This window comes from Streptomyces sp. SP17BM10, from assembly GCF_036322405.1.
In the GTDB taxonomy this organism is placed as follows: Bacteria; Actinomycetota; Actinomycetes; order Streptomycetales; family Streptomycetaceae; genus Kitasatospora.
On sequence record NZ_JAQYXB010000595.1, the window covers coordinates 125,236 to 147,785 of the forward strand.

General features: G+C 73.7%; 20 protein-coding genes. 15 read left to right on the plus strand and 5 right to left on the minus strand.

All coding sequences use genetic code 11. The features are described 5' to 3' along the window. Positions 1-131 precede the first annotated feature (131 nt). From PUR71_RS20785 to PUR71_RS20825, 9 genes are all read left to right on the plus strand, one after another. The gene (locus PUR71_RS20785; protein WP_329928555.1) at positions 132-1,487 is read left to right on the plus strand and encodes an ABC transporter substrate-binding protein; all 1,356 of its coding nucleotides are present in this window, start codon (positions 132-134) and stop codon (positions 1,485-1,487) included. A gap of 47 nt (positions 1,488-1,534) precedes the next feature. Continuing rightward, the gene (locus PUR71_RS20790; RefSeq protein WP_329928556.1) at positions 1,535-2,533 is read left to right on the plus strand and encodes a carbohydrate ABC transporter permease; all 999 of its coding nucleotides are present in this window, start codon (positions 1,535-1,537) and stop codon (positions 2,531-2,533) included. 114 nt (positions 2,534-2,647) lie between these two features. After that, the gene (locus tag PUR71_RS20795) at positions 2,648-3,559 is read left to right on the plus strand and encodes a carbohydrate ABC transporter permease (RefSeq protein ID WP_329928557.1); all 912 of its coding nucleotides are present in this window, start codon (positions 2,648-2,650) and stop codon (positions 3,557-3,559) included. Further along, a complete protein-coding gene (locus PUR71_RS20800; RefSeq protein WP_329928558.1) occupies positions 3,559-4,851 on the plus strand; it encodes a 6-phospho-beta-glucosidase in 1,293 nt (430 codons plus the stop codon). Before PUR71_RS20795 ends, PUR71_RS20800 begins: the two co-directional genes overlap by 1 nt. A 353-nt stretch (positions 4,852-5,204) precedes the next feature. Further along, positions 5,205-6,224 carry an N-acetylglucosamine kinase gene (locus tag PUR71_RS20805; protein WP_329928559.1) on the plus strand — a complete coding sequence of 340 codons (1,020 nt, stop codon included), beginning with the start codon at positions 5,205-5,207 and terminating at the stop codon, positions 6,222-6,224. Between the two features lie 193 nt (positions 6,225-6,417). Further along, positions 6,418-7,044, plus strand: a complete 627-nt coding sequence (locus PUR71_RS20810) for a hypothetical protein (RefSeq protein WP_329928560.1) — start codon at positions 6,418-6,420, stop codon at positions 7,042-7,044. Positions 7,045-7,109: 65 nt separating this feature from the next. After that, positions 7,110-7,652 carry a hypothetical protein gene (locus tag PUR71_RS20815; protein ID WP_329928561.1) on the plus strand — a complete coding sequence of 181 codons (543 nt, stop codon included), beginning with the start codon at positions 7,110-7,112 and terminating at the stop codon, positions 7,650-7,652. Positions 7,653-7,765: 113 nt separating this feature from the next. After that, on the plus strand, positions 7,766-8,947 hold the full coding sequence (locus PUR71_RS20820; RefSeq protein ID WP_329928562.1) for an MFS transporter: 1,182 nt from the start codon (positions 7,766-7,768) through the stop codon (positions 8,945-8,947). 279 nt (positions 8,948-9,226) lie between these two features. Beyond that, the gene (locus tag PUR71_RS20825) at positions 9,227-10,321 is read left to right on the plus strand and encodes a hypothetical protein (protein ID WP_329928563.1); all 1,095 of its coding nucleotides are present in this window, start codon (positions 9,227-9,229) and stop codon (positions 10,319-10,321) included. A 172-nt stretch (positions 10,322-10,493) separates the two neighbouring features. Here PUR71_RS20825 and PUR71_RS20830 read toward each other — a convergent pair whose 3' ends face one another. Together PUR71_RS20830 and PUR71_RS20835 are read right to left on the minus strand one after the other, a co-directional pair. After that, positions 10,494-11,150 carry a response regulator transcription factor gene (locus tag PUR71_RS20830; RefSeq protein WP_329928564.1) on the minus strand — a complete coding sequence of 219 codons (657 nt, stop codon included), beginning with the start codon at positions 11,148-11,150 and terminating at the stop codon, positions 10,494-10,496. Then, the gene (locus PUR71_RS20835; RefSeq protein WP_329928565.1) at positions 11,147-12,349 is read right to left on the minus strand and encodes a sensor histidine kinase; all 1,203 of its coding nucleotides are present in this window, start codon (positions 12,347-12,349) and stop codon (positions 11,147-11,149) included. Before PUR71_RS20835 ends, PUR71_RS20830 begins: the two co-directional genes overlap by 4 nt. Before the next feature lie 153 nt (positions 12,350-12,502). On the opposite strand from PUR71_RS20835, the gene PUR71_RS20840 reads away from it, so the two are divergent. Together PUR71_RS20840 and PUR71_RS20845 are read left to right on the plus strand one after the other, a co-directional pair. Further along, positions 12,503-13,414, plus strand: coding sequence for an ABC transporter ATP-binding protein (locus PUR71_RS20840; protein ID WP_329928566.1), 912 nt, complete (start codon positions 12,503-12,505; stop codon positions 13,412-13,414). Continuing rightward, positions 13,411-14,253 (plus strand): ABC transporter permease, encoded by an 843-nt coding sequence (locus tag PUR71_RS20845; protein WP_329928567.1) that lies wholly within the window; start codon positions 13,411-13,413, stop codon positions 14,251-14,253. The genes PUR71_RS20840 and PUR71_RS20845 overlap by 4 nt, the downstream gene beginning before the upstream one ends. 221 nt (positions 14,254-14,474) lie before the next feature. Here the strand turns inward: PUR71_RS20845 and PUR71_RS20850 are convergent, their stop codons facing one another. Next, on the minus strand, positions 14,475-15,242 hold the full coding sequence (locus PUR71_RS20850; protein ID WP_329928568.1) for a tyrosine-protein phosphatase: 768 nt from the start codon (positions 15,240-15,242) through the stop codon (positions 14,475-14,477). Between the two features lie 197 nt (positions 15,243-15,439). On the opposite strand from PUR71_RS20850, the gene PUR71_RS20855 reads away from it, so the two are divergent. The 4 genes from PUR71_RS20855 (at position 15,440) to PUR71_RS20870 (ending at position 19,993) form a co-directional block, all read left to right on the plus strand. Continuing rightward, positions 15,440-16,258: a GntR family transcriptional regulator gene (locus tag PUR71_RS20855; RefSeq protein WP_329928569.1), complete on the plus strand. Its 819-nt coding sequence runs from the start codon at positions 15,440-15,442 to the stop codon at positions 16,256-16,258. Between the two features lie 59 nt (positions 16,259-16,317). Next, on the plus strand, positions 16,318-17,445 hold the full coding sequence (locus PUR71_RS20860) for a PucR family transcriptional regulator (RefSeq protein WP_329928570.1): 1,128 nt from the start codon (positions 16,318-16,320) through the stop codon (positions 17,443-17,445). Between the two features lie 683 nt (positions 17,446-18,128). After that, positions 18,129-18,998, plus strand: a complete 870-nt coding sequence (locus PUR71_RS20865) for a methyltransferase domain-containing protein (protein ID WP_329928571.1) — start codon at positions 18,129-18,131, stop codon at positions 18,996-18,998. Between the two features lie 5 nt (positions 18,999-19,003). Continuing rightward, positions 19,004-19,993 (plus strand): aromatic ring-hydroxylating oxygenase subunit alpha, encoded by a 990-nt coding sequence (locus PUR71_RS20870; protein ID WP_329928572.1) that lies wholly within the window; start codon positions 19,004-19,006, stop codon positions 19,991-19,993. A 248-nt stretch (positions 19,994-20,241) separates the two neighbouring features. On the opposite strand, the gene PUR71_RS20875 is transcribed toward PUR71_RS20870, so the two are convergent. Together PUR71_RS20875 and PUR71_RS20880 are read right to left on the minus strand one after the other, a co-directional pair. Next, positions 20,242-20,421 carry a hypothetical protein gene (locus PUR71_RS20875; protein WP_329928573.1) on the minus strand — a complete coding sequence of 60 codons (180 nt, stop codon included), beginning with the start codon at positions 20,419-20,421 and terminating at the stop codon, positions 20,242-20,244. Between the two features lie 522 nt (positions 20,422-20,943). Continuing rightward, positions 20,944-22,536 (minus strand): FAD-dependent oxidoreductase, encoded by a 1,593-nt coding sequence (locus PUR71_RS20880; RefSeq protein WP_329928574.1) that lies wholly within the window; start codon positions 22,534-22,536, stop codon positions 20,944-20,946. Positions 22,537-22,550 lie beyond the last annotated feature (14 nt).

The window sequence follows — 22,550 nt, forward strand, 5'->3', positions numbered from 1 at the left end:
CCTTCCCTCGCCGACACCCCCGATTCCCCCGACTCCCCCGCGATCCACCCCCGCACCCACCTCTCCCCATCCCCCGACCGCGGGCGACGAGGCGATGACGCCTGCCCGCGCACCCCCAGGAGGACCTCGAAGTGCACCCCGCCACCTCCCGCAGAGGCCGCCGCGCGATCGCCGCCGTCACCGGCAGCGCCGTCCTCGCCCTGCTCGCCACCGCCTGCACCGGCACCAACGACGCCGGCGGCAGCGACGACTCGGCGAGCGGCAAGGACGTCACCATCACCTTCTGGCACGGCTGGAGCCAGGACAACGAGGTGAAGGCGATCAACGACAACATCGCCGCCTTCGAGAAGGCCCACCCGAACATCCACGTCAAGGCCGTGGGCAACATCGCGGACGACAAGGTCAACCAGGCCCTGCGGGCCGGCGGCGACGACGCACCGGACGTGGTCTCCTCCTTCACCACCAACAACGTCGGCATGTTCTGTTCGACCAAGGCCTTCATCGACCTCAACCCGTTGCTGCGCAAGAGCGGCGTCGACGCCGCCAGGACCTTCCCGTCGGCGATGCTCAACTACACGCAGTTCCAGGGCAACCAGTGCACCCTGCCACTGCTCGGCGACGCCTACGGCCTCTACTACAACAAGAAGGCCTTCGCCGCCGCCGGCATCACCGCCCCGCCGAAGACCTTCAGCGAGTTCGCCGACGCCGCGGCCAAGCTCACCGTCCCGGACGGCGACGGCTTCAAGCAGCTCGGCTTCATGCCGGACTACCACGGCTACGAGTCCACCACCGAGCACTTCCTCGGCCAGTACGGGCCCGCGTACTTCGGCGCGGACGGCAAGTCGGCCATCGCCTCGGACCCGAAGGTCGCCGCGATGCTCACCTGGCAGAAGGGCCTCGTCGACAAGCTCGGCGGCTTCGACAAGCTGGAGAAGTACCGCTCGACCTTCGGCGAGGAGTTCAGCGAGAAGAACCCCTTCCACACCGGCCAGGTCGCCATGGCCATCGACGGCGAGTGGCGCACCAACTCGCTCAGCGAGAGCAAGCCCGACTTCGACTGGGCCACCGCCCCGTTCCCGGTGCCGGACGACCAGGCCGCCACCTACGGCCGCGGCTACCAGACCGGCACCGTCATCGGCATCGCCCGCAGCAGCAAGAAGCAGGCCGCCGCCTGGGAGCTCGTCAAGTACCTGACCACCGACACGGACGCGGTCGTCGGCTTCGCCAACGCGATCCACAACGTGCCGAGCACCTTCGACGCGCTCGACTCGCCGAAGCTCATCAGCGACCCGAACTTCAAGACCTTCCTGGACATCGCGAAGAACCCGAACTCCGGCACCACCCCGGCCAGCGCCAACGGCGGTGCCTACATCGTGTCGCTGCAGAACCTCGGCTACGCGTACGAGTCCGGCAAGCAGCCCGACCTCGCGGCCGGCCTCGCCGCCACCGCCAAGGAGATCGACGCCGCCATCGCCCAGGCGAAGTAACCGTCCCGCCACGGCAGTTCGACGCAACACGGCACTCGGAGCACCCCATGGCACTCGCGTTCGGCACCCGCAAGGGCACCGGACCCACCGACCCGGCGGCGCACTCCACGCAGCACCTGCTGCGCCGGAAGCGCCGCCGGGAGGCGGCCCGCACCCTCGCGTTCCTCTCCCCCTGGCTGATCGGCTTCGGCGTCTTCTTCCTGTACCCGCTGGTCTCCACCGTCTACTTCTCCTTCATGAAGTACGACGGGTTCTCGGCCCCCACCTTCAACGGGCTGAAGAACTGGGACTACGTCTTCGCCCACTACCCCTTCTTCTGGCAGGGCCTGCGCAACACCCTGTGGCTCGTCGTCGTCATGGTGTCCCTGCGCGTGGTGTTCGGGCTCGGCATCGGGCTGCTCATCACGAAGATCAAGAGCGGCGTCGGCTTCTTCCGCACCGCCTTCTACCTGCCCTACCTGGCCCCGCCGGTGGCCGCGACCGTCTCCTTCGCGTTCCTGCTCAACCCCGGCACCGGCCCGGTCAACCACTTCCTCGGCGAGCTCGGGCTCCCGCAGCCCGGCTGGTTCGCCGACCCGAACTGGTCCAAGCCCGCGCTCACCATGCTCGCCATGTGGGGCATCGGCGACCTGATGGTCATCTTCATGGCCGCCCTGCTGGACGTGCCCAAGGAGCAGTACGAGGCCGCCGAACTCGACGGCGCCGGGCCGCTCCAGCGCTTCCGCTACGTCACGCTGCCGAACATCTCGCCGATCATCACGTTCGCCGTGGTCACCGGCGTGATCCAGACCATGCAGTACTACACCCAGGCGATCGTCGCCGGGCGGGTCGCCAGCGGCATCGCGGGAAACTCCGGGCAGCAGTTCGAGCCCGGCTTCCCGCAGGGCTCCACCTGGACCCTGCCGCAGATGGTGTACAACCTCGGCTTCCAGCGCTTCGACACCGGCTCCGCCTGCGTCGTCGCCCTCGTCCTGTTCGCCATCGCGATGGCCGTCACCTCTCTCCTGCTGCGCCGCCGGTCCGGCTTCATGGCGAGCGAGGACTAGCCGAGTTCCGTGCGGATCGGTCGCGATGAGCCGCGACCGGTCGCGACGAGCCACGATGAGCCGCGATGAGCCGCGACCGGTCGCGACCGGTCGCGGACCAGTGAGGACCCTTCCATGACCACCAGCACCCCCACGCTCACCAAGTCGCCCACCACGCCCGGCGGACCGGCCCCGGCCGGCGCCGCGCTGCGGGCCGCCCGGCGGCGCGCCGCGCTCACCTGGGTGGCCGTCCACGCGCTGGGCATCGCCGCCGCGCTGTTCTTCATCCTCCCCTTCGTCTTCGCGTTCCTGACCTCCGTCATGACGGACAGTCAGGCCCTGACCACCAGCTACTGGCCCGTCTCCTGGCAGTGGGGCAACTACACCAAGGTGTGGGAGGCGCCCGGGTTCCTCACCTGGTGGCGCAACACCCTGGTCTACGCCGGCGCCGGCACGCTGCTGACCGTCGTCTCCAGCCTCCCGGTCGCCTACGCGCTCGCCAAGTTCCGCTTCCGCGGCCGGAAGCTGGCGCTCATGGCGGTCATCTCGATGATGATGCTGCCGCCGCAGGTCACCATCATCCCGATGTACCTGTTCTGGGCGAAGCAGATGCACCTCACCGGCACCCTGTGGCCGCTGATCATCCCGCTGGCCTTCGGCGACGCCTTCTCCATCTTCCTGCTGCGCCAGTTCCTCACCACCATCCCCAAGGAGTACATCGAGGCGGCCCGGATCGACGGCTGCGGCGACCTGCGCACCCTGCTGCGCGTCGTGCTGCCGATGGCCAAGCCGGCCATCGCCGCCGTCGCCCTGTTCCAGTTCTTCTACTGCTGGAACGACTACTTCGGCCCGCAGATCTACGCCAGCGAGAACCACGCCGCCTGGACCCTCTCCTACGGCTTGGAGTCCTTCAAGGGCGCGCACCACACCAACTGGAACCTCACCATGGCCGCCACTCTGCTCGTGATGGCACCGGTGATCGTCCTCTTCTTCTTCGCACAGAAGGCCTTCATCGAAGGCGTGACACTGACAGGGGTCAAGGGCTGATGTCCGCACTCAAGTTGGCAATCGTCGGCGGCGGTTCGACGTACACCCCGGAGCTCATCGACGGCTTCGCCCGGCTGCGGGACACCCTGCCGATCGGCGAGCTCGTCCTGATCGACCCGGCCGCCGAACGGCTGGAGCTCATCGGCGGGCTGGCGCGGCGCATCTTCGCCAAACAGGGCCACCCGGCCGTCGTCACCACCACCGCGGACGTCGCTGCGGGCGTCGACGGCGCCCACGCCGTCCTCCTCCAGCTGCGCGTCGGCGGACAGGCCGCCCGCAACGAGGACGAGACGTGGCCGCTGGAGTGCGGCTGCGTCGGTCAGGAGACCACCGGGGCCGGCGGGCTCGCCAAGGCGCTGCGCACCGTCCCCGTGGTGCTGGACATCGCCGAGACCGTCCGCCGGGCCAACCCGGACGCCTGGATCGTCGACTTCACCAACCCGGTCGGCATCGTCACCCGCGCCCTGCAGGAGGCCGGGCACAGGGCCGTCGGCCTGTGCAACGTCGCCATCGGCTTCCAGCGGAAGTTCGCGGCGCACCTCGGGGTGGCGCCGGAGCTCGTCCGGCTCGACCACGTCGGGCTCAACCACCTCACCTGGGAGCGCGGCGTCACCCTGCTCGACGCCCCCGGCGCGGCCGACGGGCGCGAGGTGCTGCCGGAGCTCCTCGCCTCGCACGGCAAGGAGATCGCCGACGACCTGCACCTGCCGCAGGCCGTCGTGCAGCGGCTCGGCGTCGTCCCGTCCTACTACCTGCGGTACTACTACCAGCACGACGAGGTCGTGGAGGAGCTCAAGGCGCAGGGCTCGCGGGCCGCACAGGTCGCCGAGATCGAGCGGCAGTTGCTGGAGATGTACGCCGACCCCGCCCTCGACACCAAGCCCGAACTGCTGGGCGAGCGCGGCGGCGCCTTCTACTCCGAGGCCGCCGTCCAGCTCATCGCCGCTCTGCTGGGCACCGGCACCTCCGTGCCGTCCGTCCAGGTGGTCAACACGCGCAACGACGGGGTGCTGCCCTTCCTGCCCGACGACGCCGTCATCGAGGTGCCGGCGGAGGTCGACGCGGCCGGCGTCCGGCCGCTGCCACAGCGGGCCGTCGAGCCGCTCTACGCCGGGCTCGTCGCGGCCGTCACCGCGTACGAGCACCTCGCCCTCGACGCCGCCCTGCGCGGCGGGCGCGACCGCGTGTACGACGCGCTGCTCGCCCACCCGCTGGTCGGCCGGTTCGACCTCGCCGACCGGCTGACGGACCGGCTGCTCGCCCACAACCGCGAGCACCTCGCCTGGGCCTGACCAAGGTCGGCTTCGGTCCGGCCCGCATTCCCCTCCGGGAATCGCGGGCCGGACCGTGAGGAGCCCCAACCGCTGACCACGGCCACGCCACGGACGAGTCGCCGGGACCTGGTGACCTCCTCCTCCAGCCGAAGCCGGGGGAGCCCACCCCTCACGGACCGGGCTTTTCTGCGTCCCAGCCGGCCGCCGACCCGGGACCACCCGCAGAGGGACGGTGTGCCACCCATCGGTCGTGCATCAGCTCCACAGACCTGACTTCCCGCCAGCCCGGCGGTAGGCCCGGCCGGCTCGGTCGTCACCGACCGGACAGGCCACCCCTGCCATCCGCGCATGAACCGTGACGGACAGTTGTGATGACCCACCAGCCCGAACCACTCCTGCCCGGCGTGCTCGCCATCGACGCCGGCAACTCCAAGACCGACGTCGCCCTGATCGGCACGGACGGCACCGTCCTCGGCACCGCCCGCGGCGGCGGCTTCGCACCGCAGAAGATCGGCGGCCCGGCCGCCGTCGCCGGCCTCGCCCCGCTGGTCGAGGAGGCCGCCCGCGCGGCCGGCCACCCGTCCTGGACCGGCCCGCTGACCACCCACGTCAGCGCCTGCCTCGCCAACGCCGACCTCCCCGTCGAGGAGGAGGCGCTGCGCGCCGCGCTGGAGTCCCACCCCTGGGGCGTCAGCACCACCGTCGTCAACGACACCTTCGGCCTGCTGCGCGCCGGCACCGACGGCCCGCGCGGCGTCGCCGTCGTCTGCGGCGCCGGCATCAACTGCGTCGGCCTCCTCCCGGACGGCCGCACCGCGCGCTTCCCCGCCCTCGGCGAGCTCACCGGCGACTGGGGCGGAGGCGCCAGCCTCGCCAACCACAGCATGTGGCACGCCGTGCGCGCCGAGGACGGGCGCGGCGGACCCACCGCCCTCGCCCGCGCCATCGCCGAGCACTACGGGCTGCCCACCGCCGGCGCCGTCGCCGAGGCCGTCCACCTCGGGCACCTGCCGACGGCCCGGCTGCACGAGATCGTCCGGGTGCTGTTCGCCGTCGCGAACGCGGGGGACCCGACCGCGCTGGAGCTCGTCGACCGGCAGGCCGACGAGATCGTCCGGCTCGCCGTCGTCGCGCTCACCCGGCTGCAGCTGCTCGACGCGCCCGCCCCCGTCGTGCTCGGCGGCGGGGTGCTCGCCTCCCGGCAGCCGCTGCTCCTCGACAACGTCACCGCGCGGCTCGCGCAGGCCGCGCCGCGGGCCGAGCCGCGGGTCGTCGTCGCGCCGCCGGTGCTCGGGGCGGCACTGCTCGGGCTCGACCACCTGGGCGGGGACGCGCGGGCGCAGGCTCGGGTGCGGGAGGCGTACGAGGCGGGGCGGGCGGTCGCGGCGTGAGGCGGTGCTGATCCCTCCTCAGCTTCCCGTCCCCGTCGGGTCCGCACATCTGACGGGGACGGGAACCGCACTCCGGCCGGCACCCGTGTAACCGGATGTCCGCGTCGGCGACCGGACGTCCGAGACCGCAGCGGACGTACCCCGGCGGCGACTGGACGCACACGTCCGCCACCTCGCCGGGGAGACTGGTGCCATGGCCACGCCCCGCATGCTGCTCACCGCCCTCCTCTCGTGCGCCGCCGTGGCCCTCACCGTCGCCGGTCTCACGGCCTGCACCCCCGTCGACGAGAACCCCACGGCCGTGAGCGCGTCCGGCGAATCCAGCGGCCCGGACGACGACCCCGCCGACCCCGCCGACCCCGGCGACCCCCGCGACGATCCGGACGACGCCGTCGAGGCGGCCCCTGCGCTGCCCTCCCCCTCCGCCTCGTGCTCCCCGGCCGGCGAGCACCCCGGGCACACCGTGCTGCGCGTCGTCGCCGCGGACCCGGCACGTGCTGCGGACGCCGTGGGCTCCCCGGACGGTCCCGGCCTCAGCGCACGGGCCACCCGGTACCTCTGTGCACCGAACCGCTTCGAGCCCGTCGGCGCTCCGGTGCGCTACACCTTCGCCGCCGCCGGCGTCGACGCCGCCCTCGCCGACCGGCAGCACGGCGATCCCGCCAGACCGGTGCCGCTCCCCGAACTCCTCGCCCACCTCGACGCCTGCCTCGCCACCCGCCCTCCCGCCGCCCCCGACGGCTGCTACGACAACACGTACGACGTCGTCCTCGACTCGCACGGGCGCATCATGCGGATCACGGAACTCGGCCGCCCGTAGGGGATTCAGCGGGGCCCCACCCCCGGGATAGGTTGGTGCCCCGATCGATGGGAGGGGCGGATGACGTGCGCGAACACGAGCCGGACGGCACGGACCGTCCCGCCGCGCCCGTACATCCGCCGGGCCGCGCCCGCGCCATCGCCGACAAGATCGACCACCTGATCTCCCGCGACGCCGCCCGGACCGGCGGACGCGCCCCCACCTACCGCGAACTCGCCGACCGCATCAACACCCTGGCCGGACGCGACGTCATCTCCAAGGACACCATCCGCAACCTCCACCACGGCGTCACGCAGAAGGGCCAGAGCCCCAACCCGACCGTCGACACCCTCGACTGGCTCGGCCGCGGCTTCGGCATCCGCCAGGGCGCGGCCTACTTCCTCGACGACCGCGGGACCGCCGAGGTCGACGAACAGATCGACCGGCTCGACACGTTCGGGGACCTCCGGCAGGCCCTCGGCAACTCCGGGGTGGTCAGCCTGGTCAAGCGCGCCTCGGGACTGTCCGACCACAGCCTGAACATGCTGCTCGTGCTCGCCGAACGGCTCAAGACCCTGGAGGACGGGGCCTCGGAGACGGACGGCGCCGGGACGCCGGACGGGAACTGACGTCCGTCCGCCTGCTCGCGCGTGGGAAGTCGGGCCGGCCGGCCCTGGGGCGGGGTGTCCATTGGGTGGGCGGGGGTGGAGACGGTGGGGGCGGGCAGGGTTGGGTGAGGGGTATGGGTGACGGGCGGCGGTGGGTGGTGTTGGTCGTCGGGATGGTGGCGATGGCCTCGGGATGTGCGTTCCAGTTCGGGTTGCCGTACCTCATTCCGGCCTTGCGGGCGGCCGGGTTGTCGCTGGGGCGGGCGGGATTGGTGGCGGCCTGTCCCACCGTCGGGTTGGTGTTGACGCTCGCGGCCTGGGGCGCGGCGGCGGACCGCTGGGGGGAGCGGTGGGTGCTGGCCTCGGGGCTCGGCGTCGGGGGGCTGGTGCTGCTGGGGGCGGCGGCGGTGCGCGGGACGGTCGGGTTGGCGGTGTGTTTCCTGGTCGCCGGCGCGGCCGGGGCGTCGGCGCACGCGTCGAGCGGGCGGTTGATCCTCGGGTGGTTCCCGGCGCGGGAGCGCGGGCTGGCGATGGGGCTCCGGCAGACCTCGCTGCCGCTGGGGGTCGCGCTGGCGGCGCTCCTGCTTCCGCCGTTGGCCGTACACGGACGGTCATTGGCGCTGGTGGTCCTCGGGGCGTTGAGCATCGGGGCGTCGCTCCTGGTCGTCGCGCTGGTGCGGGATCCGGCACGGGCCGGGGCCGGCCACGGCGCGCGGGCCGGGAACCCCTACCGGACGCCGGTGTTGTGGCGGCTGCACGCGGCGGCGACCCTGCTGGTCGTACCGCAGTTCACGGTGTCGGTGTTCGCCTTCGTGTTCCTGGTGGAGGAGCGCGGCTGGTCGCCGTCGACGGCCGGTCCGGTGCTGGCGGGTGTGCAGGTGGCGGGGGCCGGGGCGCGGTTGGCGGCGGGCTGGTGGTCGGACCGGGCGGGGAGCCGGACGGCGCCGATGCGGCGGCTGGCGCTGACGGCGGCCGGCGTGCTGGCGGTGCTGGCCGCGGGGGCGTTCGCGCACTCGGTGGCGGCGACGGCCGCGTTGATGGCAGCGGGTGTGGTGACGGTGTCGACGAACGGGCTGTCGTTCACCGCGGTGGCCGAGTACGCCGGTGGCACGTGGGCGGGCCGCGCGCTGGGGGTGCACACGACGGTGCAGAACGCGGTGGCGGCAGGCGTCGCCCCGGCGGCGGGGGCGCTGATCGGCGTGACGGGCTACGCGTGGGCGTACGCGGCGGTGGTGGTGTTCCCGCTGGTCGCTGCGGTGGTCGTACCGGAGCCGGACCCTGTACAGGGGACGGCACGTGACCTCGAGGGCGCTTGAGCCCATCGAATGGTCGTCGGGGCCACGGTGGGTTGTGGGGGCGGTCTCCATACTGTTGCGGAACTCCCCTCCGAATGTTGATAGACGGCGTCGCTACGCGCATGGATGCGGGCTGACCTGCGACCTTTTGGAGTTCGCTACGGTACGGCTGGGTTTCCTTTGCTTCCGGTCTCGTTGACCCGCTGTCAGAGCGCTGCTTTGCTTCAGGCCTTCCCTTCGCCCCCATGGCCTGCCGGCGCTCCCCACAGTCTGCGCCGGCAGCAGAGAGGAACCCTCACGATGGGCATGTCCCCCTCCTCCAGAGTCCTGACCGGTCTCTCCTCCCTGGTGCTGGCCGCCGCGGGCTTCGCCGCCGCCGCGCCCGCGCAGGCGGACCAGCCGAGCGGCGAGTTCGCCGGGCCGTCCCACCCCTACCGGCACGGCACCGTCCCCACCAAGGAGGCGGCCGGTTCCGCCACCGCCGGGAAGCGCACGTCCAACCTCAAGTTCGGCGGCGGGGTCGACGGCGTCGGCGTCACGACCGGGGCGCCCAAGGTCTACCTGGTCTTCTGGGGCTCCCAGTGGGGCACCCAGGGCACCGACGCCAACGGCTACACCACGCTCTCCGGCGACCCGAGCGGCGAGGCCGTCCGCGCGCAGCAGTTGTTCAAGGGCCTGGGCACGAACAGCGAGACCTGGTCCGGTGTCATGACCCAGTACTGCGAGGGCGTCGCGACGGGCGCGACCTCCTGCCCGTCCACCGCCGCCCACGTCGGCTACCCGACCGGTGGCGCGCTGGCCGGCGTCTGGGTCGACACCTCGGCCACCGCGCCGGGCCAGGCCACCGGCAACCAGCTGGCCAACGAGGCGATCAAGGCCGCCGGCCACTTCGGCAACACCACCTCGGCGGCCAACCGCAACGTCCAGTACGTGGTGCTCTCCCCCACGGGCACCCACCCGGACGGCTTCAACACCAGCAGCGGCAGCTTCTGCGCCTGGCACGACTGGAACGGCGACACCACCCTGAGCGGCGGCGCGGCCGCATCCCCGTACGGCGACATCGCGTTCACCAACGACCCGTACGTCACCGACATGGGCACCTCGTGCGGCCAGAACTACGTCAACAGCGGCAGCGCGGGCCTGCTGGACGGCGTGACGATCGTCTACGGCCACGAGTACTCCGAGACCGTCACCGACCAGAACCCGGCGGGCGGCTGGACCGACTCCACCGGTTACGAGAACGCCGACAAGTGCGCCTGGAAGGGCACCGGCGGCGTGGGCGGCGCGCAGAACGTGACGTTCGCGACCGGCTCGTTCGCGATGCAGGGCACCTGGGCGAACGACTACAACGGCGGCGCGGGCGGCTGCGAGATCTCGCACCCGGTCGTTCCGTGAGGTGCCGGAGTACCGGGCTGAGCACCACGTGAGAACCATCTGAAGGCCGCCGGAAAGAGGCGCCGGGGCGGGCAGTGCGGGCCCGCCCCGGCGCTTTCCCGTGTCCGGACGGGGCGAGGGGTGGGGTGAGGGCAGAAGCCGGGGCGAGCGGCAGGGCCGGGGGCCGGCGGGGTTACGGGGCGACGAGGCCGAACTCGTAGGCCTGGATGACCAGGTGGACGCGATCGCGGGCGGCGAGTTTGGCGAAGAGCCGGGCGACGTGCGCCTTCGCCGTGGCCACGCTGATCACGAGTTCTTCGGCGATCTCGGCGTTCGACAGCCCCCGCCCGACCAGCGTGAGCACCTCGCGTTCGCGCTCGGTGACGGTCGAGGCGACGGGCCGGCGCGCCGTCGGCGCGGACCGCGGGCGGGCCGCGAACTCGCCGATCAGGCGGCGGGTGACGCTCGGTGCGATGAGGGCGTCCCCGGCGGCGACGACCCGGATGCCGTCGAGGATGGTCTCCAGGGCGAGGTCCTTGACGAGGAACCCGCTCGCGCCGGCGCGCAGCGCGCCGTACACGTAGTCGTCGTCGTCGAAGGTGGTGAGGACGAGCACGTGGGTGTTCACGCCGGGATCGGCGGCGATGCGGCGGGTGGCCTCGATGCCGTCGACGCCGGGCATCCGGATGTCCATGACGGCGACGTCCGGGCGCAGCCGGGTGACCAGGTCGACGGCCGCGGCGCCGTCACCGGCCTCGCCGACGACCTCCAGGTCGGGGGCGTCGGCGATGAGCACGCGCAGTCCGGTGCGGATGAGCGGCTGGTCGTCGACCAGGACGACTCGGATCACGGTCCCACCTCCAGGGGGTGTTCCGCGGGGTGTTCCGCGGGGAGCGGCAGTCGGGCGGCGACGCGGAAGCCGCCTTCGGGGCGCGGGCCTGCGCTGAACCCGCCGTTCAGCAGGCTGACGCGCTCGCGCATGCCGGCGATGCCGTAGCCGGGCGCGCCGGAGCCCGCGCTGCCGCCGGCTCCCAGGTCGACGACGGTGACGGCGACGGCGGCCGGCTCGTAGTCGACGGTGACGTGGCAGTCCCTCGTCCCGGAGTGCTTGACCACGTTGGTCACCGCCTCCTGGACGATCCGGAAGGCGGCGAGGTCGACGTCGGCGGGCAGTCGGCGCGGCTCGCCGGTGCGGGTGAGCGCGACGCGGACGCCGGCGACCGCGCTGTTCGCCACGAGCCGGTCCAACTCGGCCAGTCCGGGCGCGACGTCGAGCGGCGCGGACTCGCCCTCGCCCTGCCGCAGCGCGCCGAGCATGCGGCGCAGTCCGGCGAGGGTCTCGCGGCTGGTGGCCTCGATGGCGTCGAGGGCGTTGCGGGTCTCGGTGGGCTGGGTGTCCATGACGCGGCGGCCCATGCCGGCCTGGATCGCGATGATGCCGATGTTGTGGGCGACCATGTCGTGCAACTCGCGGGCGATGCGCAGCCGTTCGGCGGTGACGGCCTGTTCGGTCGCGCGCCCGCGGAGGGCTTCGGCGTGGCTGCGGCCCTGGTGGACGGTGTTGCCGACGAGCCAGGCGATGGCGACGGTCGCGGCGATTCCGCCGTAGGCCATCGGGTTGACGGGGTAGCCGTTGAGGGCGCCCCAGAGGAACAGCCCGAGGAGCATGGCGAGCGGCATCCCGGCGGCGCCGAGGGACACGGGCCGGGAGCGGGTGGCCGCGCAGTAGCCCACGACGGCGTCGGCGATGAGGAACTGGAGGGCAGTCGTCTCGGGGACCTTCCACATGCCGAGCGAGAAGAGGCCGCCCCCGAGCGCCACCGCGATGGCGGCGAGCGGCTGGCGCACCAGCAGCGTGGCGACGGACGTGGTGACGACCGCCGTGACGACGAGCGGCATGTCCTCGGGGTTGCCGTCGTAGGTGAGGAGGTGGCGCAGTTCGTCGGTGCGCGTGAAGAACCGGAAGACGACGACGGCCGCCCAGAACGCCGCCACCCACACGCCCGGGGGCAGGCGCCGCAGCAGCGGCGGGCGGGCTTCGGTGATCATCGCCCGATCGTATCGATCATCCGTACGGCGCGCAGTGGTCCGCGGGCCTAATCCCCAGGGCCGAGAGGCGGGCCGCCGGTGTGTCCCGACGGTCCGTCCGGTGTGTCCCGTCGCCCGATGCCGGTGCACGGCCCCGAGGGGCACCGTTGTCCCGTGATCGAGATCGAGCGACTCAACAAGCGGTACGGCGACAAGCTCGCCGTCGACGACCTGACCTTCACCGTCCGCCCGGGCACCGTCACCGGCTTCCTCGGCCCCAACGGCGCCGGCAAGTCCACCACCCTGCGGATGGTCCTGGGGCTCAACGCGCCCACCAGCGGCACCGTCACCGTCGACGGCGTCCCGTTCGCCGGCCGCCCGCGCGGCCTGCGGCACGTCGGTGCCCTGCTGGACGCCCAGGACGTACACGGCGGGCGCAGCGCCCGGGCGCACCTCGCGGCACTGGCCCGCAGCAACCGGATCCCGCTCGGGCGGGTGGACCAGGTGCTGGCGGAGGTCGGGCTCGGCAAGGCCGCCGGGCGGCGGATCGGCGGGTACTCGCTGGGCATGAAGCAGCGGCTGGGCATCGCCGGCGCGCTGCTGGGCGATCCGCCGGTCCTGCTCTTCGACGAGCCGCTCAACGGGCTGGACCCGGAGGGCGTGCTGTGGGTGCGCGGACTGTTCCGGCGCCTCGCGGACGAGGGGCGGACGGTCTTCGTCTCCAGCCACATGATGGCCGAGATGGAGCACACCGCCGACCGCCTGATCGTGATCGGCCGGGGCCGGCTGATCGCGGACGAGAGCCTCGCGGACTTCTCGGCCCGGCACGCGGTGGCGGGCGTGGCCGTGCGGGCGCCCGAACTGGCCGCAATCCTGCCGGTGTTGACGGGCGCGGGCGGCGAGGTGCGGCGCGACGGGCCGGACACCTGCCTGGTGACCGGTCTGCCCGCCGCCCGGATCGGCGAACTGGCCCTGCGGCACGGCGTGGTGCTGCACGAGCTCGCCCCCCGTACATCCTCCCTGGAGTCCGCGTTCATGTCCCTGACCGCCCACAGCGTCGAGTACCTGGCAGGAGAAGCCCGATGAGTGCCGTGACCGTTCACCCCGAGGCATCGCTGCCGCGCTTCACCGACCTGCTCGCCGCCGAGTGGATCAAGCTCCGCTCGCTGCGCTCCACGTACTGGGTGCTCGCGCTCGCCTCGCTGGTGGCGATCGCGGTCAACGTCAACGCCGTCCACACCGACCTGACGTACATCGACCACCCGCCCGCCCGGATGCCCGGACAGCCGCCGTACACGTACGACCCCCTGTTCCACGGGCTCGGCAGCATCTCGAGCGCGCTGATGGCGGTCGCGGCGGGCAGCCTCGGGGCGATCACCGTCTTCGGCGAGTACACCACCGGGCTGATCCGCACGACGTTCGCCGCCGTGCCCGACCGGCGCGGGGTGATCGGCGCCAAGGTGCTGCTGATCGGCGGGATCACCGCGCTCGCCGGGGCGGTGGTGTCGGCGGGCTCCTTCTTCGCCACCAACGCGATGCTGGCCTCCCGGCACGTCGGGCTCTCCGTCACCGACGACGGCTGCCTGCGGGCCGTCCTCGGCTACGCGGCGATCGTGCCGGTCTGCGCGCTGATCGGGATGGCGCTGGGGGCGCTGCTGCGGCACGCCACCGCGTCGATCGTCTCGCTGGTGATGCTGCTGTTCATCCTGCCGATGATGTTCGGCGGGGACCGCTACCGGTGGCTCAAGGAGATCGGCACCCACCTGCCGCTGGCCACCGTGCAGCGGCTCTCCATCAACCCCGACTCGACCACCACGATGGGGAAGTACGCGCCGAGCGTGCTGGACTCGTGGATCACGATGGGGGTGTGGGGCGCGGCCGCCGTGGTGGTCACGATGGTCCTGGTGGGGCGCCGGGACGTGTGAGCGCGGCGGGACGCGTGAGCCCCAGGCCGCGGTGCATCAGCCGGCGCAACCGCCCCGCCGCCGCCAGCGCCGGATCGGGGCCAGCGTCGGGGGCGTACGCCCGGCGGATGACGATCGTCCGCTCGTCGTGGTCGGCCCGGATCTCGCACAGCGCGGCCATGCCGGGGCACCCTGCCGGCAGGGTCTGGGCGGCGGCAGCGGGATTCGCGGGGCCCCCGGCGTCAGCCGACGGCGGGCTCGACGGCGTCGGCCATGGCGGTGGCATCGCTCACGGCGGCCTTGGCGCGGAAGGCGGACAGCGTCTCCTCGCTCACGCCACAGGCCGGGAGGAAGGCGGCGGCGCCGCCGTGGCGGGCGCGGACCAGGTCGAGGAACACGGCCATCGCCTCGGCCGGCGCCTGCAACAGCGGGGCCGGGATGTGCAGGTCGGGCCGGTCGTTGAGGGCGGTGCGGTGGCGGTCGGCGAGGCCGGCGAAGATCTGCGGCAGGGCGTCGGCGGTGCGGACGTAGTCGGCGACGATGAGCTCGGCCGGGACGCCCAGCAGGTCGAGCAGCAGCGCGGTGAGCAGGCCGGTGCGGTCCTTGCCTGCCGCACAGTGCAGCAGGACGGCGCCCGGACGGGCCGCGGCCTCGACGGCGGCGACGACGGCCGCGGGGGCGGACTCGGCCATCAGCACGTAGAAGTCGCCGAGGTCGGCGGCGGTGGCCATGGTGCGCATGCGCTCGGCGAGCCCGTCGGTGGCCGGGTTCACCGGGGCCGCGACGACGGCTATGCCGGCGGACTCGGCGGCGGCCCAGTCGGCCGGGTCGGTCTCGGAGCCGTCCCGCAGGTCGACGATGGTGCGGATGTCGCAGGCCCGCAGCTGCTCGACGGTCGCCGCGTCGGCGGCCGGGAACGGCTGGGCGGAGCGGTAGAGCACACCGGGGCGCACCCGCAGGCCCTCGGGGTCGCCGAGGACGGCGGAGTCGCGGAAGTTGACCAGGGACATGCGCGGCCTATGCCTTTCGAGAGGGCATCTAGACATCTAGATGTGTCATCCAGATGTCTAACCGCTCCGGGGGGTCGCGGGCAAGCCGCCCTCCTCCGGGGCTACCTTCCATGGCACCGCTCCGGGGTCGGATCGTCGAGCCGGCGGACCGTCGAGCCGGGAACCCGCGCAGGAGCGGGCTTCGTAGGATCGTGCCCGTGGCGACCTACCCTCCCAGCACCCCCCTCTACCGCCGCCTGGCGCGACAGCTCCAGGAGCGGATCGACGCCGGCGCGTACCCGGCGGGCGCCCGGCTGCCCAGCGAGCCGGAGCTGAGCGCCGAGTTCGGCGTGAACCGGCTCACCGTCCGGCAGGCGGTGGCGGAGCTGGAGCGCGCGGCCGTGGTCGAGATCCGGCGCGGGGTCGGCACGTTCGTGCGGCCCCCGGCGGTGCGCGTGTCGATCACGGTGGACCCGCGCAGCCAGCGGTTCGACCTCGGGAGCGTGCACCGCGCACTGCCCGGGGCCTCGGGAGGAGAGGACGGGGAGTTCGTCCTCGGCGCACGGCCGGTGTCCGGCTCGGCGGAGGACGAGGAGGCCGCCCGGCAGCTGGGCCGCGAACCGGGCGAACTGTCGCGCGTCGACACGGTGATCCGCCTCGGCGGGCGGGCCCGCGCGGCGTGCAGCTACTGGATGCCGTTCGGGCCGCTGCCCCGCGAGCTCGTCCGGCCCGGCCGCCCCGGCAACCTGGTGCTCGACCTCGCCCGCGCCGTCGGCGTCGAGCTGGAGTACGACTGGCGGGCCTTCGGCGCGATCGGCGCCGACCTCGCCGACGCCGAACTCCTCGGCGTCCCGGCGGGCACGCCACTGCTCGTGCGCGAGGGCGTCAGCTGCACCCCGGACGGCGCGCCGGCGCTGTACGTGCGGCGGCGGATCGACGGCAGCAGCGCGCGCTTCGTCCTGCACTTCCGCGAGCCGGGGGCGGGGACCGACGAGCCGGCGCCGGGCGGGGGCGGGCCTGCGCCGGAGGCGCCGTAACGCTCCTGCTAGGGTTCCGCGCCGGTGACGGGCACGAACGAAAAGCGGGGCGGAACACGATGACGGCGGGGAACGAACCCGGATCCGACCCCGGCCTGACCGCCGAACTGGCCACCGCCTGCACGGACTTGCTCGCCCAGGTCGCCCACACCGGCCGGCTCCCGCGCCGCGCCGAACTGGAACACCTGCGCACCCTCGGCGAGCACTGCGCCGAAGCCGGCTACGGCCTGCGCGAGGTGGTCGCCCACGGCCTGGCCGCCACCCGCCGGGCCTGGCACACCCTGCCGGACGTCACCGCGGCGAGCGGCGTCGGCGACCTGCGCCGCACCGGCGACGCCGTCCTCGCGGCGACCGAGGCCGCCCTCGGCGCCCTCGGCGAGGGCCACGAGCGCGCCCAGCGCATGGCGGCCCGCCAGGAGGAAGCGGCCCGGCGGGAGTTCATCGACGACCTGCTGCACGGCCGCACGGACCTCGGTGCCCTCGCCGAACGCGCCGAACGCTTCGGCCTGCGACTCGCCAGCGCCTACGCCGTCGCGGTGGCCGCCGTCGACGGGCCGGCGGCGGACGTGCACCACCTGGCGAGCCGGGTCGAACGGGAACTGGTCGGGCGCTTCGGCGAGCGGGACGTCCTGCTGACCGGCAAGGACGGCCGGCTGGTGTGCATCGCCCCGGACAGCGAGCGCGTGGTGCTGGAGGCGTTCACCGAACTCGCCCTGCGCCCCGGCACCGGCTACCGCCCGGTCCGGCGGGTGGCGACGGGCCGCCGCCACTCGGGCGCGAGCGGCGTGCTGCGCAGCTACGAGGAGGCCCTGGGGGCGCTCGACGCCGCGGAGCGACTCGCCCTCCCGGCACAGCAGTTGAAGGCGGAGGAGCTCCTCGTCTTCCCGGTGCTGATGCGCGACCGCGCGGCCATGGCGGACCTCGTGCGGACGGTCCTGGGCCCGCTGACGGAGGCGAGGGGCGGAGCCCGCCCGCTGCTGGACACGATCGTGGTCCAGTCGGAGACGGCCTACGTCAACGCGGAGGCCGCCCGCCGCCTGGGCCTGAGCGTCCGGACCCTGGGCTACCGCCTGGAGCGGATCAAGGCCCTGACCGGCTACGACCCGTCCGACGCACTGCAGCGCTTCACCCTGGAGACGGCGGCCATGGGGGCCCGGCTCCTGAACTGGCCGGAGCAGCCGCTGTAGCCGGGCGGGCGGCGGGTGCGCTTGGCCGGGGGGCCAGGGCGGGGGCGGGGCGGGGGGCACTCGGGCGGAGGCGCGTTTCCGGGTGTCAAAGGGGCGTCAAGATTGCCGGATCCTGGCAATGTGCGGAGGGCCTCCGTACTGCCACGATCTCCGTGGCGCCGAGGTGTGCGGTGCCGCCGGAGCGCGCTCGGGGGGCGCGGCCCGCGACGGGGGGACGTCGTGGCCGTGGCGGGCTGTCCGGCGGTGCCGGCGGGCCCGGCGCCGGCGGCCGTCGCCGGGTTCCGACCGACGGCCGCGGGTCGGCGCCCGACAGGGGATGGCGTCGGCCGCACCGGAGGTGCCGGGCACCGTGTCGGGGGGCACGTGCCGATGGGCACCGGGGGGGTATGCCGGTCACGTCGGCCACGGTGTCGGGGGACACTGTGCCGGCGCGACCGGCCACCGCGCCCGCCGCGCGAGCCGACGGTTCACCGGCTCGAAGGCCGTCCGGGGCCACCGCCGTGCGCCTGGCCCCGGCCACCGGGCACGGCACGATCACGAAGGTGGACGGGGCGATGGGGCTCATCGCCGCCTGGCCGCGGAAGACGATGGTCGGCTGATCCGCTCTTCGCAAGAACTCGCACCACCGAGCCCCGCGCGTGGCGCGCGAGTCCGCGCCTCACGCGCGGGGCTAGCTTGTCCGCATGATCGCTCAGGAACCCGATCTCGCCGGACTGCGCCGGGTCTACGGGCGGGCGGGCAGCCGGCTGTTCTACACCCGGGTGGCCCGCAACGCCCGGCACTGGGGGTGGACCGAGCCCGGTCAGTCGAAGTGGCGCCTCTGGCGGGCGCAGCGGCAGCTGGAGGACGTGCTCGGCCGCAAGCTCGCGCTGCCGCCGGGCGCCGGCGTACTGGACGCCGGCGCCGGAGCGGGCGTGGTGGCGCGCGCGATGGCGCTCCGGTTCGGGCTCGCGGTCACCGGCGTCGACGTCCTGGACTTCCACGTCGACGAGGCGAACCGGCTGAGCGCCCGCGCGGGACTGTCCGACCGCACCGTCTTCGCGTGGGGCGACTACCACCGGCTCCCGTTCCGCGACGGCACGTTCGACGGCGCGTACTCGATGGAGACGCTCGTCCACTCCTACGATCCACCGCGTGCCCTCGCCGAGTTGCACCGGGTGCTGCGCCCGGGCGGGCGGCTGGTGCTGCTCGGCCCCATGAGCACCGTCCCGCTGGACGAAATGGCGCCGGACGCACGGGCGTTGCTCGAACCGTACCTGGACGCGATGGTGATGACGGGCGCCAAGGTCTACCACGCCCGCAACCTCCCGCGGCTGCTCGCCGAGGCCGGGTTCGAGGTCGAGGAGGCGCTGGACGCCACGCCGTACTACACGCCGACGACGGAGGCCGTGTACGCGTACTTCCGGCTGCCGTGGGCGGTGCTGCGCCGGTTCGGGGATCCGGCGCGCTGGCTCAACCTCCGTTCCACGGTGGAGATGTACGCCGTGCGGGAATACGTCGCCTGGTACGTCCACACCGCCGTCAAACCGCTCGCCGCTCGGTCTCCGAGGTGAACCGCATGACGAACGCCGCCCCCCTGCCGTACCCGAGCGGCTGGTTCTGCGTCGGCCTCGCCCGGGACGTCCCGCCCGGCCGGGTGCGGACGGCCCGCCTGATGGGCGAGGACGTCGTGCTGTACCGCACCCGGCGCGGCACGCTGCGCGCGGTCGGCCCGCACTGCCCTCACCTGGGCGCGCACTTCGGGGCGGGCGGGACCGTCCGGGGCGAGGACCTCGTCTGCCCGTTCCACGGCTTCGCGTTCGGGCCGGACGGCTCGTGCACGGGCGCGCCGGACGGCACCCGGCTGCGGGCCGGCCTGGCGCACCACCACCTCGCCGAACGGGACGGCGTCCTGTACGTCTGGCGGGGGATCGCCGACGAGCCGCCCACCTGGGAACTCCCGCCGCCGGTCGGGGCGGTGCCGCTCGCGTGGTGGCGCGGGGAGGTGCTGTCGCACCCGCAGGAGGTGATGGAGAACGGCGTCGACTTCCGGCACGTCTCCGTCCTGCACGGCCTGGACACCCGGGAGACCGCGCCGCCGGAGGTCGCCGGCCCGCTGTTCACCATCCACCAGCGCACGACCACCCGCTTCCCCGGCCTCGGGGCGGTCGGCCTGGACCAGCCGGTGGCCCTGGCCGGGCTCGGGACGATGCGGCTCGTGGCCGAACTGCCGGAGCTGGGCGGCCGGTTGCGGGTCTGGGTGCTGGCGACGCCGGTCGCGCCGTGGCGGACGCTGGTGCGGTTCGCGGTGGCGTGCAGCGCGTCGGCGGGCGTCCCCGGGGTGCTCGGCGCGGCCGCGGACCGGGCGGCGTCGTGGGTGGCGTTGCGGGCGGCCGTGCGGATCATCAAGCAGGACCGCCCGGTGCTCGCCCACAAGCGCTACCTGGCGCAGCCGCGCCTGGTGCCCGGGGAGCGCTCGATCGGGCTGTTCCGGCGCTGGGCGCGGCAGTTCTACGGCGAGGAGGCCTGCCGCGCCGAGCCTCGTGCCGACGGGGCGCCGGCGGACTAGCCGCCCCCGCCGGTCAGCTCCGCGCCGCCTTCCCGCCCGCCGCGAGCGCGACCAGGCCCTTGTGAACCGACACGTGCCCCAGCGCCTCGATTCTTGGTGGATCAGGCCGGCGCGGTGCACCTCGTGCAGTGCCTCGGCGAGCCCGGCGGCCAGCGTGCGGACCGTCCTCTCGGGTAACGGGCCGTGCTGCACCACGGCCTCCCCGCAGCGGGACGCCCACGACGAACCCTCGGTGAGGTGACAGTGGATCATCCGGGCTTTATCGCCCCGGCACCACCCGGCACCCATAGCGGCGGCGGCGCCGCCAGACTCTCCCACACCGGATCCGCCACCCCCGGCACCGCCCGCCCCTCCGCCCACCAGAGCCGCACCAGCTCGGCGTAGATCGGCACTCCGGCAGCATCCTGCAGAAACGTTTCCTCGCCCATCGCCGCAACACCATCGCCCACACCCCGCCCAACGCCCCCACCCCGCCGGAGACACGCCCCCGCCACCCCTTCACCCCGAATCCCCACCCCAAGTCGCACAGGAAGTCGACCGGGTCGACTTCTCATGCGCTCACCTTCGAGCCGAGGGGCGCCCCGCACGGAAGGTCGGCGTGGCCGACTTCTCGCGCAGGCGACCCGCACGGCGACCTGCGAACCTCGCCCACCCAGGAAGTCGGCCCCCACGACTACTTCCCGTGCGAGGTGGCGGAGGAAGGGCAGCGCCGACAGGTGCCGCACGTGGACGAACGAAAAAAGGACCAGCGATGCGCAGGAAGTCGGACCGGCCGACTTCCCGCGCGGATGGCGGGCAGAGAGCAGTGCCAGCACGTGCCACACGTATACGAACAAGAAGGAGCAGCGGTGCACAGGAAGTCGGGCGGCCCGACTTTCCGTGCGCACCGTGAGGGGCGGGAGCACGTGGGGATCGCCGGTGCGCAGGAGGTGGGTGGGGTGGCCTTCCGGCTACGGCTTGCCGCGGGCGGCGGTCAGGAGGTCCGGGATCGTGGCCAGTTTCACGCGGGGGCGGCCTTCGGCTTCGCCGCGGGTGCGTTCGGTGCGGTCGACGGCTCGTAGTTCCTTCAGGCCCATCGTGTCGGGGCGCCGGGAGCGGATGAGGCGGTCGAGGTCCTTGCGGGTGGCGGCCGGGGTGGGGAGGAGGGTGCGGGCGGTGGCGTCGTCGAGGAGGGCGTCGACGGTTTCGCGGGCGCAGGCGCGGTTGGCGCCGATGCCGCCGGACGCGCCGCGTTTGGCCCAGCCGACGACGTAGGTGCCGGGGAGGCCGTCGACGCGGCCGCCGTGGTGGGCCACCGTCTCCGTCGTCCCGTCGAACGGGAGGCCGGGGATCGGGACGCCCCGGTGGCCGATGGAGCGCACGACGAGGCCGGTCCGGATCACGTCCTCCTCCCCCGTGGCCCGCCGGACCGCGACCCCCGTCACGCCCCCGTCGTCCCCGATCAGGGCCGAAGGAGTGGAGTGGAAGCGGAGGACCAAGCGGCGAGCCCCGGCGGGCCCCGCCGAGCCGTCGAAGCGCACCTGCGGCAGCCCGTCCAGGAGCGGTGCCGAGGAGTCCCCGGACGAGTCCACCGCCACCTCCACTCCCGGCAGTTGCCGCAGCGCGAGGAACTCGGAGCGCGTCCACGCCGCCTCCGCCGGCCCGCGCCGCGCGAGCAGGACGACCTCCCGCACCCGGCTGCCGCGCAGGGCGGCGAGCGCGTGGTCGGCGATGTCGGTGGCGGCGAGCCGGTCGGGGTCGGTGAGCAGGATGCGCGCGACGTCGACGGCGACGTTCCCGTTGCCGATCACGACGACCCGTTCGCACGAGGAGGCGGACAGCGTCACCGCGTCGGCCGGCACGGTCGGTTCGGCGTTGTACCAGCGCACGAAGGTGGTGGCGGGGAGGCTGCCGGGCAGGTCTTCGCCGGGTATGCCGAGTCGCCGGTCGGCCGCCGCGCCGACGGCGTAGACCACCGCGTGGTGGTGGGCGGCGAGTTCGTCGTGCGTGACGTCCGTACCGACCTCGACGTTGAGGTACATCCGCAGGCGCGGGTCGTGGAAGACGCCGGCGAAGCTCTCCGCGATGCGCTTGGTCGACTGGTGGTCGGGGGCGACGCCGTGCCGTAGGAGGCCGCCGGTGACGGGCAGCCGGTCGAGCATGGTGATCTCGGCGCCGGTGGTGCGCAGGAGTTCCTGCGCGGTGTACCCGGCGGAGGGCCCGGTGCCGACGACGGCGACCCGCAGCGGCCCGAGCCCGTCGGGCAGGCTGCGGGGGAAGGTGGGCGCGCCCCACGCGTGGTCGTTGGGGTGGTCGCGGTACCAGTCCCGGTTGAGGTCGCCGTACATGGTGTCGGGCCCGCGCAGCCGGTCGACGGGGAAGACCGCGTCGACGGGGCAGGCGTCCGCGCACGCGCCGCAGTCGATGCACGCCGCCGGATCGATGTACAGCATGTCGGTCGTGCCGAACTCCGGTTCGTCCGGGGTCGGGTGGATGCAGTTGACCGGGCAGACGGACACGCAGGAGGCGTCGTTGCAGCAGGTGCGGGTGATCGCGTAGGCCATGGCCGGGGGTGGGT